Origin of the sequence: Subtercola boreus (assembly GCF_003399645.1) — a bacterium.
Lineage (GTDB): Bacteria > Actinomycetota > Actinomycetes > Actinomycetales > Microbacteriaceae > Subtercola > Subtercola boreus_A.
Genome location: NZ_NBXD01000034.1, coordinates 1 through 16,884 on the forward strand (window position 1 = coordinate 1; position 16,884 = coordinate 16,884).

A 16,884-nucleotide genomic window follows, 5' to 3' on the forward strand; every position below is an offset into this window, starting at 1 on the left:
GATGACCAAGTGGAACACCACGGGCAGCGAGGCTCGCGGCTCCGCCGCGCGCAACACCAGCCAGCGCCTCAGTCAGCCCGACAACACCGCGGACCCCCTCACACCCAAGAACGTCGGTGGATCGAGGCTTAAGGCGGACTTGAATACCCAACGGCTGAGAGATAACTTTCCTCTATATCGACGATCTAGCGTCGGAATAAATCGCAGGGGGTTCGCATGAAAATTTTTGGGAAGAGAAATGTCGTTATTGCTGCAGTAGTGGCAGTCGGACTGGCAGTGACGCCAGCCATCTCCGCCTCTGCGACCGCGGACACCGGCAACGTCTACAAGGCGTGCGGCTCCGCCCCGGTTCCTTACTTGCAAGTGCAGTCAACAGCGACCGGTCACGTCAACCACATGCTGGACGGAAATGTGCTCGGTTCGTGGAGCAACGGCTCTACCTCTCAGAGTCACTTTTCGCCGACAAATGTTAAGGCGGGAAATTATCGGGTCTACCTTACGGGCGTAGGCGGAAACATCACTTACGCGACAGCGGTCTGCCATTCGTAATGCAGGCTAGAACCATTTTGCTGTCTGTGGTGGTGAGCTCTCTTTTGCTCACCACCACAGCATGCTCTGACACCAACTCTTCCAGCTCTTCCCCAAATGCGCCCGCGTCTTCGACACCGATAGCTCAAGGCGATCTCGACGCTGCCACGCTCGACTACCTCAAAGCGAACGCTGCGGCTTTTGCGGATCAACTTGGTATTGCAGACCCTCCAAGCATTCAACCCATCCGACTCATCGCCCTGAATGAATGGGCTGCAACCCAAATCTCATGTCTCCAAGACGCGGGCTTCGATGTCACCGAGACGCCAGACGGCCAGGGCATCGCGTACCCCCAACTATCAGACGCCGGGCTGAAACAATCGCTGAATCTCGCCGTCTACACCTGCGAGATGCAGTACCCCACCCAACAGAAATACAGTTTGCCGCTTTCGACCAAGAGTCTCGAAGTGCTCTATGCATATCGGACAGGCCAACTTCTCCAGTGCCTGAAAGACCAAGGATACGGTTCCAGCACTAAGCCACCAAGTGAAACCGTCTTCGTTCAGAGCAACGGAGAATGGACTCCATTCAGCGATCTCGCGATAGCTGAAGGCGATCTGAAACGCGTGTACTCTTCTTGCCCTCAGACTCCCGATTCGGTCTACGGCAACTAACCGCTGCCGCGTCGGCGGCAGCGTGCGTGCCAGATGAGTTGCACAAGTTTTCTACCCGAACTTCCTGGGCAGGGAGCTACCGTCTAGGCAGCACCGGCCCGGGAGATCTGAGTGGCGTACCGGCATCCATCGGCGCGAGAAGATCGTCATACTAGAACTTCGAAGACGGCACGAGTCTTAATTTGGTAGAGAAGGGCACCACGATGGCACCCTTACTTGCGACTCGCCGGCGACGGGTCGTTCCGTGGGCGATTGGCATTATTGCCGTACTAGCAGCTGGTGCATGCGTGGGGTGGGCAGCTGCCTTCGTATTGACCCCGGCAACTGAAGTATTGGATTCGACTCCCTTCACATACGTAGAAGTTGTTGACGGCGAGGTCGGATCTTCGATTTCACTAAGCGCGGTCGCTGCTTGGGCACCGGCGCCGGTAGGGTCCAACATTGCCACTGGAACAGTAACTACTGTCGACATCGAAGCCGGCCAGGAAGTCACCGCTGGCTCGATACTCTACACAGTCAATCTTCGTCCCGTAGTGATCGCGCAGGGAAGCGTGCCCTCGTTCGAGTCCCTTTCCCAGGGATCCTCTGGCGCCGATGTTTCTCAATTACAAACCTTGCTAACAACCTTGGGGTTTTATAGCAGCAAAGCTGACGGGTCCTTCAGCGGCGCAACCCAACGAGCTGTTATTGCCTGGCAGAAAAGTTTGGGGGTGAAAGCTGATGGCGTTGTTCAGGCTGGCGACATCATCTACGTCCCTTCATTACCCACCCGAATATCGCTAGATGCCACCAAGGTGAAACGAGGGGCGGTCCTAGGGGGCGGCGAAGACGTTGTCCTTGGATTACCTCCGACGCCTACATTTACCGTGCCGGTCACTTCAACCCAAGCCGGTCTGATCTCCATCGGGGGAAGGGTCGAGATCACCGGACCGGAGGGACAGACGTGGCAAGGGTTCATTGCCGAGCAGCTTCCCAGCACAACAGACGACAGCGTCACCTTGACCCTCACTGGTGCAGAGGGAAAGCCCATCTGTGGCGATGACTGTAAATCAGTACCTGTTTCCGACCAGGCCTTACTAAGAGCCCAGGTAATAACAGTCGAAAACGTGAAAGGCCTGACGGTCCCTAGCGCGGCACTCTTCAGCAAGGCCGACGGGACTTTGGCCGTTACAGACGAGGACGGCGTGGAACACTCCGTGACTGTCACTACAAGCGCCCGAGGCATATCTGTGATTCAAGGAGCTGCGCAGGGAACGCACGTTCGCGTGCCCGCAAAATGAGGCACGTCATTGATTGAGGCCAAAAACATCAGCTTTGGCTACAGCTCGACCCAACTTCTTATCGACCGGTGGGATGCTTCTTTTGCGGCAGGAGAAGTCGTAGCGGTCACTGGCCCGTCGGGTCGCGGTAAATCGACGCTCCTCTACCTTCTCGGGCTGATGCTGAAACCTCACTCCGGAACTGTGCTTGTATCCGGCGAAGATGTCTCAGGCCTAAACGACCGCAATCGCGCGCACATTCGTGCCAGCACTTTCGGTTTCGTCTTCCAAGACGCGGCTTTAGACGCTACCCGCACCGTCCTCGACAACATAATCGAAACCGCCCTATACCGTGGAGAACCCCGCGAAACAGCAGCTCGACGTGCGCGTGAGCTGATGGATCAGTTTGGGGTCGGGCTTCGGGCTAACGCTAAGCCAGGACAAGTGTCCGGAGGTCAGGCGCAACGTATCGCGCTGTGCCGCGCCTTACTGAACAACCCCCGCATTCTCTTAGCCGACGAGCCAACGGGCAACCTTGACCCTGCGTCCGCGGATATCGTGGTGAAAGCGTTTCATACGCAGGCAGCGTCCGGCGCTACGGTCATCGTCGTAACACATGATCCTGCACTTGTTGTGCGATGCCACAGAAAAATTGAACTGTGAAACGGGCGTTTGCACTACTGCGCGAGTCCCTATTCACCGCTCTGGCACAGCCAGTGGCGTCCGTCGTCAGCATTGTTATGGTCGCCGGGATGTGCGCCACGGTGCTGCTCACCACTGGACGAACGGTCGGCGCTGAGCAAACAGTAATCGGCTCAATTGATTCGGCGGGAACGCGTTCCATTGTGATCCACGCCGAACCCGGCGCCGGACTAAAAGCTGACGTGCTAAATCGCATAGCAACTGTTGATGGCATCGAATGGGCCGGCGCCTTCAGCACTGCGGTTGACTTCACAAACGTCTCTATCCCTGACGGGACCAAAGTGCCCGTTCGACTTGCATGGGGAGCGAATCTCAGTTCGCTAGGCATAACCCCAGACCCAGCCCTTCCAAACGGCACGGCGTGGGCATCTCCCCTAGCGCTGACCCAACTAGGGATGCCTGACAAATTTGGCGGTATCGCCTCCACAGCAGGCACTAACTACCCAGTGGTAGGTGTTCTTCGCACTCCGGACTACCTAACAATGCTCGAGCCGCTAGTCGTAATCCCTGAATCGCCGGACACCCATGTAGATCAAGAAGTCAGTGTGCTTGTGGTCATAGCAAGCCGGCCAGATCTAGTCGCTCCTGTCACTCAAGCGGTCCAATCCATACTGGCGGTTGATGACCCCACGAAGGTTACGATCACCACCAGCGAAGAACTCGCAACTTTGCGCTCCCTGGTACAAGGTCAACTTGGTAGCTTCGGAAACAATCTAGTCCTCGTGATATTTGCTCTCACCGCTGTACTTGTGGCTGCCATCCTTTACGGACTCGTCATGTTGCGCCGTAAAGACTTTGGACGTCGGCGCGCGCTCGGTGCTACTCGCGGACTGATCATTCTGCTTCTGCTGATGCAGATGGCAATTCTGAGCGTGATCGGGACCCTCCTGGGCACCGGTCTCTCAATCATCAGTCTTCGTATAACTAACGACCCCTTACCCAGTTTTTCGTTCTTGCTCGCTTTAGCCATACTCGCCGTAGCGGTCGGCATCGTCGCAGCATTGCTCCCAGCAGTAGCCGCCTCCCGAAGAGATCCACTCAAGGAACTACGGGTCCCGTGATCAGGACCAGCCGCTAGGTATGGTTACTGGCGCAGCGTGGCTCACATTGCCAACCGTCCAAGAAGACGGAATCCGGACAACACCGGACACGGTGAGGTCGGCCAGACCGCTTGAATGCAGATGAGTGAACCACCGTGGCTCACCGGGTGAGGGGATGCAGTAATGAAAATGTGGATCTTAAAAGCGGCCGCCGCCGCCGTAGTGATGGTCGGCGTAGTTGGAGGGGGCCTCGTGACGGCCGAGTCGGCGCAAGCATATCCTTCCTCGTGTACCTCGGCCTTTGTGGCTAACGGTGGCGCGGCAATGTGCAACGGAGGGTCTGGGCAGGTACAGGTGGTGCTCGGCTGCCAGAACTTCTTCCAGTACTGGCAGAACCCTGGGCCGCCCCCGTTGTTAGGTCCAGTCGTTGTGGATGTCGTCGTTTTCCATTTGGTTGGTGCGTTGCCGAGCGTACTCGGCGGGCGTGAGGTAGCCCAGCGATGAGTGCGGCCGGTCGTGGTTGTATTCCGTTTTCCAGTCAGTGATCACGACGCGGGCGTGTAGGAGCGAGTAGAAGCTATTGATATTCAAGCACTCGTCCCGGAGGCGGCTGTTGAACGATTCGATGTACCCGTTGTTCCATGGCGTGCCGGGCTGGATGTAGAACAGTCCGGTGCGAGTGCCAGCCCAGTCCGCGATCGCGTCACTGATGAACTCCGGTCCGTTTTCCGAGCGGAGCACTGCGGGCGCGCCGCGAGCCGCGACGAGGTCCTCGAGGTGACCGGTGAGCCGGTCTGCGCTGATCGAGCGCTCCACGAGCCCACCGACGCATTCGCGGGTGTGTTCATCGATAATCGAGCAGATCTTGATCGCCCGGCCCTGTTCGTCGGCGTCGAACTGGAAATCGACCGCCCAGACCATGTTCGGCTCGGTCGCGGCCGGCGCTTCGACGGTCGAGGAACCGACGCGTTTGCGACGCCGGCGTTGCGGAACACGGAGGCCCTCGTCGCGCCAGAGACGCTGGATCTTCTTGTGGTTGACGGTCCAGCCCTCACCGCAGGCATCGTAGTACGCGCGACGGTATCCCCACCTCGGGTGCTTCTTCGCATACGCGCGAAGCCAGTCCCGCAACGCAGAGTCCGGATCCGCCGTCGTGTCGCCCTGCAGCGGGCGACGGTATGCAGATCTGCTCAGCCCGGCCAGCCGGCACGCCATCCGCTCACTCACCATCAGTGTCCTGATCAGGTGAGCGATCGCGGCGCGGCGCCTGCCCGGGCCTAGAAGTTTCCCTCAGCCAACTCCTTCAGCGCAGCCTTCGCCAGCTCCGCCTCGGCGAGCAGTCGCTTCAGCGTCGCGTTCTGCTTCACCAGCTCCTTGAGGCGCTTCGCGTCTTCAGCCTTAAGGCCGCCGTACTGGCTCCGCCACCGGTAGTACGTCTGCTCGCTGACACCGAGCTCACGACACACCGATGCAACGTCGCCCCCGTCGGCGAGCATCCTGTCGGCCTGCCCGAGCTTACGAACCACCTGCTCCGGGGTATGCCGCTTCTTGCTGTTCGTCATGATCTGACCAGTCTTCCCGCCCGAGGACTCGGGCAACAAAACGACTCTCACAACGACCGGACCGAAAACATGGGGTCAGCCCAGCTCGCCCATCGCTGCCTGCGAATGACGTGCGGTGTTCCACTCGTGGAAGACCTGTGCCGGGTGGTCACCGAAGCGTTCCCAGCACTGCTCGCTCCAGCCGTAAGCCGGGTCCGTAAGGAACTGCAGAAACATTCGCAGCGCGTTTTGATACCCCAGAACCGTCGAATGCGATGCACCCCTCAGAGCGCGGAGCTCGAGGAAGAACTCGTCAACCATCGACGCAGACCACGACCACGGATAGCACTCAGCGAACAGCTGGAACCGGACGGCAACCGAGCGGCGCTTATCGATCGTCGAACCGGCGAGGTTACGGGAGGCCTGCTGCGCGGCCCACCCATCCAGCATCGCCACCCACACGATTTCTTCCGTGTTCAGCACCGGAAGACTGGCACGCAAGTGGCTCGGAACGGCCCCTGGCACAACTGAATCAAACGTTCGCATATTATGCGAACAAGCGTCAAATCCCAAATAGAAAACCTGATCAGATGGCCATTATCGAAGCTATCCAGCGCGGGACCACCCTCGCGGAATGTCAATCGCTCCCACCCGCACTGCCCTAATTCGAAGCCACATAGGGGAGGTCCCACCTACCGGCCAGTTCGCATCCAATGCGAGGATGTCGTCTATTTGTTGACATAAGGGAGGTTATCAGCGCGTTTATACCTCAGGTATGTGTGCTGTATTTGTGACCTTGCTTAGCTGCGAATGTTGCCGACGGAGACAGCCAGGTTGAAGATGCGAGCCTCGGATGAGGTGAAGTCTCCGTCGAGTCGGGAGAACAGCATCCGGGCTGCTTCAGCGCCGAGTGCTTTGGGGTCATGGGAGATGGTGAGGATGGGAACGTTCATCTGGTTTGCGAGCTCGACATCATCGAAGGCGATGAGAGTCGGTGGCGTCGTGACGGAACCTGCGTCCCGGGCGGCACTAATGGCTTCGAGCGCGCCGATCGTGTTTCGGTTGTTGGCACTGAACACGGCGGTGGGTGGCGCCGAGTGCTGGAGGATCTGCTCCATCGCGCGCCGGGCAGCCGGCACGTCTTGCTGCCCCCGCAGCACGAGGTCTGGGTCAGGGGCGAGACCGAATTCGGCTAGTGCCTGGCAGAACCCCTCAAACCGGCGTGTGGCGGTGGAGACCGAGACGCTGTTGCCGAGGAAAGCAACGCGCCGGTGACCGGCCTGCAGAATGCGCTTGGTGCCCTCGTATGCACCGCTCGTGTCATCGAGCAGCACCGTGTCTGCAGATACGCCCGGGATGGATCGGGCCGCGAGGACGAGGGGAATGTGTCCGAGGGCGCGGGGTTGCAGGTGCTCTCCCGCTCCTCCGGTGGGAACGACAATGAGCCCTTCGACCTGCCGGCCGACAAAGTCTGAGATCAGCTGGGTTTCACGAGCAAGCACCTCGCCGGTGTTCCCGAGCAGGATGCGCCGTCCGTACGTGGCGGCGACTTCTTCTACACCCAGTGCGAACCCGCCGTAGTAGGGGTTTCCGAGGTTGGTGATCGCAACCCCGATGAGACCTGAAGTGTGGCCGGGTCGCATGCTCCGCGCGTTCTCATTGCGGTGGTATCCGAGCGCGGATACGGCATCCATCACACGGCGCTGTACGTCCGCGCGAACGTTCTTACCGCCGGACAAGGTTCTCGAGACAGTCATCGCGCTCACGCCGGCGTAGTCGGCGACTTCTTTCACGGTCACCCGACCGCCAGCCGTTCTCGGCTCTGCGTCACCCACCGTCTGTCCTCACTCTGTCAGGCCGGACCCTTGCGGTACAACTCTCACGTACCACTATGAGGCACTACGGTGTTGTTATCGTTATCACAAACCTGAGGAGTCGTTCATGGGAGCTCAGCTCGTTCCAGTGCTCGAGATCGGGGGCACGCATGCCACGGCGGCTCTTGTTGACCCGTCGACCTGGACCGTGGCACCCGAGCATGTCGTGCGGGCTCACATCGATGCAGCCGGTTCGGCGGAGAGTCTGCTCTCCGAGCTCGCGGCGGTCGCGAACCGGATGCCGTCTGGTCATGCGGATACGTGGGTGGTCGCGATTCCTGGACCGTTCGACTATGTATCAGGCGTCGGCCGCTTCCGCGGGGTCGGAAAATTCGACGACCTTTTCGGTGTCGATCTGCGCCAGGGCCTCCGCGATCGGATCGATCCTCGGCCGTCAGCCGTGACGTTCGTGAACGATGCTGTTGCCTTCGGAGTCGGCGAGTATGCAATCGGCGCAGCGCGCGGTCACGACCGGGCCGTTTTCGTGACCCTGGGCACGGGTGTCGGTTCGGCCTACCTTGAGGACGGACACCCCGTGACGACCGGGGCTGGTGTTCCGCTCGAGGGAAGCGCGCACCGGATCCTGTATGACGGCCGCCCCCTCGAGGAGACGTTCTCGCGGCGTGCGATACGGTCCGCGTATTCGTTGTCGACGACGTCCACGTTCTCGGTGATGCCTGATGTTCGAGAGATCGCAGAGCGGAGCCGCGCCGGCGACCGCGTCGCGGTAGCCGTGCTGAGACGAGCGTTTATAGGTTTGGGCGCCGCCTTGGCAGACAGTATTGCGATGTTCGATGCCGGCGTTCTCGTGATTGGCGGATCAATGGCAGCGTCCTGGGACATCGCCGAGCCGAACATCCGGCTCGGCATGTCAGGAATCTGCCCGAGGCTTGCTTATTTGCCGATCGTCCCAGCGGAGCGGCCCACGGATGCTCCGCTGGTCGGTGCTGCCAGGTGGATGCAGGAGACCTCGATCTGACCGCACCCTCCGGGATGTTGAGGACGGTACGGTCAGGAGTCTTCAGACTCGTTGAGTTCCCCGGACCGAGGCGGTGACGGTGCCGACGCGATGGCCGACACTGGTGCCGTGCGGAGCGAGGGTGTAGCGTCCGACGGCTGCAGGGATGATGAATGTCTCTGCGTAATGAACGACGAAAGGCGGGAAGGACCCGTCGGGGCTCTGCACGATCGCTTCGTCGCCTTCCACCAGATTGAGCACATTGACGGTGCCGTTCGTCGTGCACTCCACAGCTTCGGTGAACCAGTGCCGCCGAACTTCGATGAACTCGAACTCATGAAGGCCCGTCTTCTCCTCCACCCAGCCCGGCCCCTCAGCGATGGTCTCCACCTGCCCGACGAGGTTCCTGGTAGTCCACTCCGTGTCTCTTGACCACTGGATGTTCGCAGCAGCGTGTTCGAGATGGATGGGCCTGGGAACGCCGTCGAGGCCAACGCGGTCCCAATCCCACATCTTGAAAGTGAACAGGTACGGGGTCGCGGATATCTCCAGCACCATGGAGCCTGCTCCGGATGCGTGAACCGTGCCGGCAGGGATGCTGAAGTGGTCGTGTTTTCTCGCGGGAAAGGTATTCACGAACTGCTCGACCGGAACAGACTCCGAGCCCTCCGCCCCTCTCTGCAGAGCAGACAGCATCTCCTCCGGATCGATTCCGGTTTTCAGCCCCAGGTAGACAACCGCGTCTTCTTCGGCGTCGAGGAGGTAGTAACTTTCGTCCTGCGTGTACTGCATTCCGAAATTGTCTCGGATGTAGTCGGTCACGGGGTGGACTTGGAGGGAGAGGTTGTCGCCGTCCATGGTGTCGAGAAAGTCGAAGCGGATCGGGAATTCCGCGCCGAAGCGCGCGAAGGTGAGTTCGCCAAGCAACTCCCGCGGGTGCGTGAATACGACATCGATAGCGGGCAGTTCCACCACTGCCGTTCCGACCTGCAACAGGATGCTGTTCTCCTCCGGCACGCAGTCAAAGCCCCAGGCGTAGTTCACGGCGGCAGGGTCCAGGCCGACGACGTCTTTCATCCACTGGCCGCCCCAGACTCCGGGGTCAAAGAACGGTACGACCCGGAACGGTGCCGCCACGGCCGCAGCCATCCCAGCACGGAAGGCCTCCGCGGTGATGAGCGTTCCGTCGCTCGGCGAGCTGTTGGTGTCGAGAACGTAGTCGATCGACGGGAAGAGGGAACGCTTGTGCCTGTCCGCGACCCGCCACTCAACGAAGTATCCTCTCTTCACTTTCCGGAGGTTGTCTTCGGCCCCGTTGTCGGAGCGCCAGTTCGGAGCCCCCCGCCGGTATCGTTGCTGGATCTCCCACCGCGCCATGTCCGCAAGCACAAGGGTGGCGTCTTCCCGGGCAAGAAGACCGGCGCCCCATCCGACGACAATCGTCGCCTGTTGGTTCGTGTTCAACCGGTCACTTTCACGCTTTAGACGTTGCGGGTCGTAGAACTGGGTGAGATTGTGATGGCTGAGCACACCGAATACCCGATCGTCGGTGAGATTGCCGGCGATCAGAGCGTCGATCTGTTCGATAGGAAGGGCGGCTAACTCCTCGAGGTCGACGATCTCGTAGCTGGGGAGGGAGCGTCCGATCGATGCTTTCAAAGCGGGGAAGTCAACACCAGGGTAGGTGTCGACCAGAATCAACGTACTGTTTCGATGCGAGAGGGAGCTCTGAGCCTCAGCGTGGCGTGCGATTTCTTGCCACGCTGAGGCTCCCGTCCAGGAGTGATGCGTCCCCGGCACCGTGATGACGGGTGCTTTGTCGTAGTTGGTGCGTTGGGTGGGCATGTTTGGTCCTTACTCGGGCGGAGCCCTGACGGTGAAACGGCCGCGGTATGTCGGAGGAGTTGCGGCGGCGTTGTTATTTGTACAGAGCAGATTGGGCGTCGGCGGAGTCGAGGTTGTCTTTGGTGATGACAAACGGCTCGAGGGGCTGGTCCTTCGGGATGCTGGTGTCGCCGTCGAGGTACTTGACCGTGTTCTGCACCGCGAGGGTTCCGATCATGGCCGGGTTCTGTGAGATGAGGGCGGAGAGTGCGCCGGATTTGAGGTCGGTGACTTCCTGGGGTCCGGCGTCGTATCCGATCGTGGTGATCTTTCCTTGCAGCTGTGCCGACGAGATGGCGTTTGCGACACCGCCTGCGGTGATGACGTTGGAGGCGAAGATTCCGACCAGTTTGGGGTGGCTGGAGATGACGGGTGACACGAGGCCCGCGGCTTGGGTGGCTGAGTCTTGTCCGGCGTAGACGGTGTCGAGGATGGTGAACTTCGGGTTGGCGCTCATTGCGTCGCGGAATCCCTTCTCCCGGTCGTCGAGGGAGCTGATTCCGGGCTTAATGTGGACGAAGAGAACCTCTCCCCCATCGGGGTTGGCGTCCATGATGACCTTCGCGCCGGCCTTTCCGCCCTCGATGGAGCTCGCAGCGATCGCGGTGAAGATCTTCGTCGAATTCACGTTGTTACCGGTCGTCATCACAGGGATACCCGCCGCGATCGCCGCTTCGATCGGAGCCGCAAGGGCGGTCGCATCTGTGGGATCGATGACGATGGCGTCCGGTTTCTTCTGAACGATCGCCTGCAGCACGGGGATCTGCGTGGAGGCCTGGAAATCTGCCGCCCCTTGGACGATGGGGGTCACACCGGCAGCCTTCGCGGCCGCTTCGAATCCTGCCGTCTCCGCAGAGTAGTAGGGGTCGCAGGTGCAGCCGGGGATAAAGGCGATGGTGAGGCTCTTTCCACTGTCTCCGGAAGACCCGGGACTGGTGGTGGCCCCATCAGTGGAGCATCCCGCCAATCCTCCGAGGAGGGCGAGGGCTGGGATGGCGATGAGGATGCGTCGCGTGGTGGACCTACGGAATGTGGACAACTTTTTCTCCTTTGTAAGAGCTGTGGTGGATGTGGGTGTAGCTGGATCGCTGCAGTGTCGCGGGTGTTAGGCGCGCAGCTGCTGCTTGCGTTTGAGTTGGTCGAACGTGACGGCAACGATGAGGAACGCTCCGATGAGGACGGTCTGCCAGAAGGGCTGCACGCCAACGATCTGGAAACCGTTGGTGAGCGTGACGGGGATCAGAACACCGACGACCGCGCCGAACATCGTCCCTCGTCCGCCGAACAGGCTCGTTCCACCGATGATCACAGCGGCGATCGCGAGCAGGTTGTCGCTGTTGTGCCCGTTGATCGCGGTGGTGGTGAATCGTGCGAACTCGAGGAAGCCCGCAAGTCCGGCAAGCGCGCCCATTCCGATGAAGAGTGCGATGACGTGGCGTTCGACGTGGACGCCGCCGCGTCGGGCTGCTTCAGAGTTGGAGCCGATGGCGTAGGTGTACCGCCCGAAGCGGGTGAACGCGAGGATCAGACCAGCGATCAGTGCGATTCCGACGCTGATCCAGACCACCAGTTTGATTCCCAGAAGGTTCTGCGTGCCGAGCGCCTGCTGCACGATCGATGGCGGGAGTCCGACGACGTCTGTTCCCATTCCGATGACCTGCGCGAGCCCGAGAGCCATTCCAAGCGTTCCGAGCGTGACAACGAACGAGGGGATCTTCAGCCGGGTTACCAGGATTCCGTTGATAGAACCCCAGACCGCGCCGACGACGATACAGACCACACCACCTATCAGGATGGCCGGTACCGCGTTCGGGTAACTTCCGTCCTCCAAGGGAGTGCCGCTCAGGGCCACAATGACTTTCGCGCCGACGACGGAACTGAAAACCAGAACCGCACCAATAGAGAGGTCCAGCTGCCCGCCGATGATGAGGTAGCTCGTGCCCACGGCGAGCAGGATGATCGTGGAAGAGTTCCAGAGAATGTCACGGAAGTTGTCGAGAGAGAGGAACGTGCCTCCTCCCCATACTGAGAACACGACGATGACAGCAATAAGAGCCAGGAACACCCAGCTGCTCGTCAGACCGCTGAGTGCGCGCGCTCCGAGAGATCGCGATTCCCGGTTGGCTGGCGTCGCCGCGTCGGGTTCTGCCGTCTTTGCCAGTGTTTGTTCTGGTGCTGCGTTGTTCACGATTCCTTCTTCCCTGGCACTGTGGCGCCGGTGATGGCTGCCACGATGTCCTCGTGGGTTGTACCAACGACCGGGAGGGTGGCCGCTGACCGCCCCAGACGCATCACGACGATCCGATCCGCCACGTCGAAAACAAACGGCACACTGTGGCTGATCACGATTACGGCGATACCGCTGTCACGTGTTCGCCTGATCAGGTCTGCGACCTGGGCTGTCTGCACGAGGCCAAGAGCCGCGGTGGGTTCGTCCATGATGATCACCCGGCTTGCCCAGATGCTGGCGCGTGCGATAGCGACGCTCTGCCTCTGTCCGCCTGAAAACACACCCACCGGCGAGTTGTAATCCGGGATCCGGGCACCGAGGAGCCGCATCTGCTCAGTCGCGTCGTGTTCCATCCTCTTGTTGTCCAGAACCCCAGCCCTGCCCAGCAGTCCGCGTCGCTTGTGCTCCCGACCGAGGAACAGATTCTCTGGCGCCGAAAGATCATCCGCGAGAGCCAGATCCTGATAGACCGTCTCGATCCCCAGCGTTCGTGCCGCAACCGGGGACCCGATGACCACCTCAGCCCCGTCGACCCGGATGGTGCCACCATCCGGTGCCTGCACCCCAGACAGAATCTTCACAAGCGTCGACTTGCCGGCGCCGTTGTCGCCCATCAGCGCCAACACCTCACCCGGCGCAACCGACAGCGATACCCCGCTGAGCGCCGTGACGTGCCCAAACTGCTTGGAGATGTTCTCTGCAGCCAGGGCGGGAACGGCTGATCCCGGCGGACTCGAATAAGAATCCGAACCGGGCGTAACGCCGATCGTTTGCTCTACCAAAAAGGCCTCCTTTGGCCGCATCTGACAATCTTCGACACCATCCGGCAAATATTTGATGTGCCTTTAGATCCGTTGGCCATGATCATCGCACAAAATTGGTAACGATAACAACCCTTTCTTTGGTCCACGAAGGGGCTCCTGATTAGACCCAAACATGGGCAGAGCGCGCCCAATGGTTCGAAATCTTGTTGATGTTCGTGTTCGTATGAGGCGTTTCGCCACTAAAGCTGCACTTTCAGTCGTCTGAGACGAAGACCTCTGGTCCACCTCGCCTTGCTGGCTGAGTCAACGGCGCTGCCGTTGACTGTTCTGTCTGAGCGGAGCCGCTGCGCGGCAACCGTCGAGGAGGTGACCGCACCGGATGCTGAATAACACCACCGAGGGGCGGACCTCGCACCACCAGCCCGCCTTTTCCCGCCACCCGCAGAACGTGCTCGGTTGTTCGAGCGGTGCGGTCGCCGGCCCTCCGGGGCCGGCGGTGATGGATCTCGGCGACCCCTGACACTCCCCACCTCAGGGAGACCACCCGATTGCATAACGAGCCGTTGCGCAATCCCGTTGCCTGCTTCAGGGTTACTGAGGCTCGCGAAATTGGAATTGGAATCGGGTCACGAGGTGGTGAGTGAAGTAGTCCAGCAGCCTGCTGGACTACTTCACCGGATCAGTAGTCTGGACGGATGGCTTCTGAGATCCGACCGCTGCCCGCCGATTACGCCGCAGTTCTCAACGATCTGAAGACGCGTGTCCGTTCAGCCAGGCTCACGGCGCAGCGACGCGTGAATACCGAATTGATCAGCTTGTACTGGAGTGTCGGCGACACCATCCTGCAACGGCAGAACGATCAGGAGTGGGGTGCACAGGTCGTCGCCCGCCTCGCGGAAGACCTCCGGGCGGAGTTCCCAGCAATGAAAGGGTTCTCGAGATCTAATTTGTTCTATATGCGGGGTTTTGCGCAGGCGTGGCCTGACCGTGAGCTAATAGTCCAGCAAGCTGCTGGACTATTACCGTGGGGCCACATCATGGTGCTCCTCGACAAGCTCGACCGACAAGCCGACCGTGACTGGTATGCGGAAAAAGCCGCCACGCACGGCTGGTCACGAAACGTCCTCATGAACCAGATCATGAACCGCACCCTGGAACGAACTGGAGCCGCACCCTCAAACTTCACCGGACAGCTCGCACCCACAGACTCAGACCTCGCCGCACAGCTCGCGAAAGACCCCTACGTCTTCGACTTCCTCGACCTCACCGACGAGGTCGCAGAACGCGACCTAGAACAGGCCCTGATGGACCGAATCGTCGAAACCCTCCGAGAGCTCGGCCCCGGTTTTGCGTTCGTCGGCAGGCAGGTGCACTTCGAAGTCGGAGGAGACGACTTCTACGTCGACCTGCTCTTCTTCCACACCGAGCAGCTTCGCTACATCGTCATCGAACTGAAGACCGGGAAATTCGAACCCGCCTACACCGGCCAGCTCGGCTTCTACATCGCCGTCGTCGACGACAAAATGCGCCGCGACTTCCACCGGCCAACCGTCGGAATCCTCATCTGCGGCGGACACAACAACCACACCGTCCGCTACGCACTCGGCCAAACCCGCTCCCCCATGGCCGTCGCAAGCTACACCTACGACACCCTGCCCGCCGACGAACAACGAGCCCTCCCCACCGCAGAACAAATCGCAGCCGCACTCGACTGGAACCCAGACGCCAACTAAACCTGAATCCACCGATGTTCTAGGGTGAGGGGCTGTCTGGGGTCTATACGATTTTCGGTGCAACTCCTGAGCAAGGAGGAATCGAATGACTGACGTGAAGATCGACGTGGAGGACGAGGCCGTGGCGACGGTGAAGCATGACGGCTTGGTCGATGGCCGGCTGGTAGACCAGCTCATCGGGCGGGCACGGGAGCAGGGCGTCGCGTTGACGGGCGAGGCCGGCCTGTTGGGCCAGTTGACGAAAATGGTCCTCGAGTCGGCGCTCGAGGGTGAGATCACGGACCACCTCGGCTACGACAAACACGAGCGCGTCGAAGCCACCTCCAATGCTCGGAACGGGTCGAGGACGAAGACAGTCCTGACTGACATTGGTCCGGTCCCGATCGAGGTCCCTCGGGACCGAAACGGGTCGTTCCAGCCGCAGATAGTCCGCAAGCATCAGCGGCGCCTGACGGGCGTTGACGAGATGGTGTTGTCTTTGTCGGCTCGTGGTCTGACCCACGGCGATATCAGCGCTCACCTGGCCGAAGTGTATGGCGCCGACGTGTCCAAGACGACGATCTCGACGATCACCGATCGGGTGCTCGAGGGCATGACGGAATGGCAAAACCGGCCGCTGGACCCGGTCTATCCGGTGATCTTCGTTGACTGTATCCACGTCAAGGTCCGCGACGGCCAAGTCGCGAATCGGCCCATCTACGTCGCCTTGGCCGTCACTGTCGAGGGCAACCGGGACATCCTCGGCCTCTGGGCCGGCGACGGCGGAGAGGGCGCAAAGTACTGGCTCCAGGTCCTCACCGAGATCAAAAACAGGGGCGTTGAGGACGTCTGCATGGTGGTCTGTGACGGGCTGAAAGGCCTGCCCGATTCGATCGGGACGGTGTGGCCGGAAGCGATCACCCAAACGTGTGTGGTGCATTTGATCCGCGCCAGTTTCCGGTACGCGGCCCGGCAGGACTGGGACAAGATCGCCAAAGCCCTGAAACCGATCTACACCGCCGCCACGGTCGAGGCGGCCGAGGAACGCTTCCTGGAATTCAGCGAGGCGTGGGGCAAGAAGTATCCCGCGATCGTCAGGCTCTGGGAATCCGCGTGGGCCGAATTCGTCCCGTTCCTGCAGTTCGATTCCGAGATCCGCCGGATCGTCTGCACGACCAACGCGATCGAGTCCGTGAACGCCAGGATCCGGAAAGCGGTCCGCGCCAGGGGACATTTCCCCAATGAGCAAGCCGCACTGAAATGTGTCTACCTGGCCGTGATGAGCCTGGATCCGACCGGCCAAGGGCGGGCCCGCTGGACCCAACGATGGAAGGCCGCGCTCAACGCGTTCGACATCACTTTCAACGGCCGACTCACCGTCGGACGCTAACCCACAACAACACTAGTTACACCGAATTCTTGACAGACCCGTTCAGGGTGTCGATGCCGTAATACTGCGTGAACGCTGTAGCCGAGAGGACCACCTGTCCGTTGTCTCTCGTAGTCTGCGGTCGGATTGAGTATGCATGTAACTCGTTAGACGGACGCAACGCGATGATCTCGTCCTCCTTGTCGTTGTCGCGCGTCAGAATAGTTGGCAGGGGTAGTTAGTTGCTGATGCAACGCCCCAGCTGAGAGGTCTGAGTCATGAGTCGTCCACCGACGATCCCGGCGGAGAAGAAGCTCCGCATTGTGTTGTCCATTTTGCAGAACGAGAT

13 protein-coding genes and 1 pseudogene are annotated in these 16,884 nt (G+C 60.4%); 7 read left to right on the forward strand and 7 right to left on the reverse strand.

All coding sequences use genetic code 11. From position 1 onward, the window contains the following. The first annotated feature begins 548 nt into the window (after nucleotides 1-548). The 4 genes from B7R24_RS17395 to B7R24_RS16420 all read left to right on the forward strand — a co-directional run bounded on the left by B7R24_RS17395 (nucleotide 549) and on the right by B7R24_RS16420 (nucleotide 4,224). Nucleotides 549-1,202 carry a hypothetical protein gene (locus B7R24_RS17395; RefSeq protein ID WP_147304082.1) on the forward strand — a complete coding sequence of 218 codons (654 nt, stop codon included), beginning with the start codon at nucleotides 549-551 and terminating at the stop codon, nucleotides 1,200-1,202. Between the two features lie 332 nt (nucleotides 1,203-1,534). Beyond that, the gene (locus tag B7R24_RS16410) at nucleotides 1,535-2,482 is read left to right on the forward strand and encodes a peptidoglycan-binding domain-containing protein (protein ID WP_172582892.1); all 948 of its coding nucleotides are present in this window, start codon (nucleotides 1,535-1,537) and stop codon (nucleotides 2,480-2,482) included. A 9-nt stretch (nucleotides 2,483-2,491) separates the two neighbouring features. Next, nucleotides 2,492-3,124, forward strand: coding sequence for an ABC transporter ATP-binding protein (locus tag B7R24_RS16415; RefSeq protein WP_116420085.1), 633 nt, complete (start codon nucleotides 2,492-2,494; stop codon nucleotides 3,122-3,124). Further along, nucleotides 3,121-4,224 carry an FtsX-like permease family protein gene (locus B7R24_RS16420; RefSeq protein WP_172582891.1) on the forward strand — a complete coding sequence of 368 codons (1,104 nt, stop codon included), beginning with the start codon at nucleotides 3,121-3,123 and terminating at the stop codon, nucleotides 4,222-4,224. Before B7R24_RS16415 ends, B7R24_RS16420 begins: the two co-directional genes overlap by 4 nt. 393 nt (nucleotides 4,225-4,617) lie before the next feature. Here the strand turns inward: B7R24_RS16420 and B7R24_RS16425 are convergent. The 3 genes from B7R24_RS16425 to B7R24_RS16435 form a co-directional block, all read right to left on the reverse strand. Then, a protein-coding gene (locus B7R24_RS16425) for an IS3 family transposase (RefSeq protein WP_116420094.1) occupies nucleotides 4,618-5,765 on the reverse strand; the annotation gives its coding sequence in 2 pieces (ribosomal slippage) (nucleotides 4,618-5,495 and nucleotides 5,495-5,765; 1,149 coding nt in all). Nucleotides 5,766-5,840: 75 nt separating this feature from the next. Then, on the reverse strand, nucleotides 5,841-6,227 hold the full coding sequence (locus B7R24_RS16430; RefSeq protein ID WP_253259533.1) for a site-specific integrase: 387 nt from the start codon (nucleotides 6,225-6,227) through the stop codon (nucleotides 5,841-5,843). Nucleotides 6,228-6,544: 317 nt separating this feature from the next. Next, nucleotides 6,545-7,543 (reverse strand): LacI family DNA-binding transcriptional regulator, encoded by a 999-nt coding sequence (locus tag B7R24_RS16435; protein ID WP_216364033.1) that lies wholly within the window; start codon nucleotides 7,541-7,543, stop codon nucleotides 6,545-6,547. Nucleotides 7,544-7,685: 142 nt separating this feature from the next. On the opposite strand from B7R24_RS16435, the gene B7R24_RS16440 reads away from it, so the two are divergent. Further along, complete coding sequence (locus B7R24_RS16440) at nucleotides 7,686-8,597, forward strand: ROK family protein (RefSeq protein ID WP_116420087.1); 912 nt, start codon at nucleotides 7,686-7,688, stop codon at nucleotides 8,595-8,597. Between the two features lie 42 nt (nucleotides 8,598-8,639). On the opposite strand, the gene B7R24_RS16445 is transcribed toward B7R24_RS16440, so the two are convergent. From B7R24_RS16445 to B7R24_RS16460, 4 genes and pseudogenes are all read right to left on the reverse strand, one after another. After that, on the reverse strand, nucleotides 8,640-10,421 hold the full coding sequence (locus tag B7R24_RS16445) for a class I mannose-6-phosphate isomerase (RefSeq protein ID WP_116420088.1): 1,782 nt from the start codon (nucleotides 10,419-10,421) through the stop codon (nucleotides 8,640-8,642). A 73-nt stretch (nucleotides 10,422-10,494) separates the two neighbouring features. Beyond that, entirely contained in the window at nucleotides 10,495-11,499 is a 1,005-nt protein-coding gene (locus tag B7R24_RS16450; protein WP_116420089.1) for a substrate-binding domain-containing protein, read from the reverse strand. Between the two features lie 66 nt (nucleotides 11,500-11,565). Further along, entirely contained in the window at nucleotides 11,566-12,648 is a 1,083-nt protein-coding gene (locus B7R24_RS16455) for an ABC transporter permease (RefSeq protein WP_216363757.1), read from the reverse strand. After that, nucleotides 12,645-13,340, reverse strand: a pseudogene (locus B7R24_RS16460) (ATP-binding cassette domain-containing protein); the annotation flags it as partial. The gene B7R24_RS16455 and the pseudogene B7R24_RS16460, both read right to left, overlap by 4 nt. An 809-nt stretch (nucleotides 13,341-14,149) precedes the next feature. Here B7R24_RS16460 and B7R24_RS16465 point away from each other — a divergent pair. Then, nucleotides 14,150-15,187: a PDDEXK nuclease domain-containing protein gene (locus tag B7R24_RS16465; RefSeq protein WP_116420091.1), complete on the forward strand. Its 1,038-nt coding sequence runs from the start codon at nucleotides 14,150-14,152 to the stop codon at nucleotides 15,185-15,187. An 85-nt stretch (nucleotides 15,188-15,272) separates the two neighbouring features. Then, nucleotides 15,273-16,556 carry an IS256 family transposase gene (locus B7R24_RS16470; protein WP_116420092.1) on the forward strand — a complete coding sequence of 428 codons (1,284 nt, stop codon included), beginning with the start codon at nucleotides 15,273-15,275 and terminating at the stop codon, nucleotides 16,554-16,556. Nucleotides 16,557-16,884 lie beyond the last annotated feature (328 nt).

Coding starts and splice junctions, on each gene's coding strand:
- B7R24_RS16445 (WP_116420088.1), bottom strand. CDS start 10,421: ATGCCCACCCAACGCACCAACTACGACAAAGCACCCGTCATCACGGTG.
- B7R24_RS17395 (WP_147304082.1), top strand. CDS start 549: ATGCAGGCTAGAACCATTTTGCTGTCTGTGGTGGTGAGCTCTCTTTTG.
- B7R24_RS16465 (WP_116420091.1), top strand. CDS start 14,150: ATGGCTTCTGAGATCCGACCGCTGCCCGCCGATTACGCCGCAGTTCTC.
- B7R24_RS16440 (WP_116420087.1), top strand. CDS start 7,686: ATGGGAGCTCAGCTCGTTCCAGTGCTCGAGATCGGGGGCACGCATGCC.
- B7R24_RS16470 (WP_116420092.1), top strand. CDS start 15,273: ATGACTGACGTGAAGATCGACGTGGAGGACGAGGCCGTGGCGACGGTG.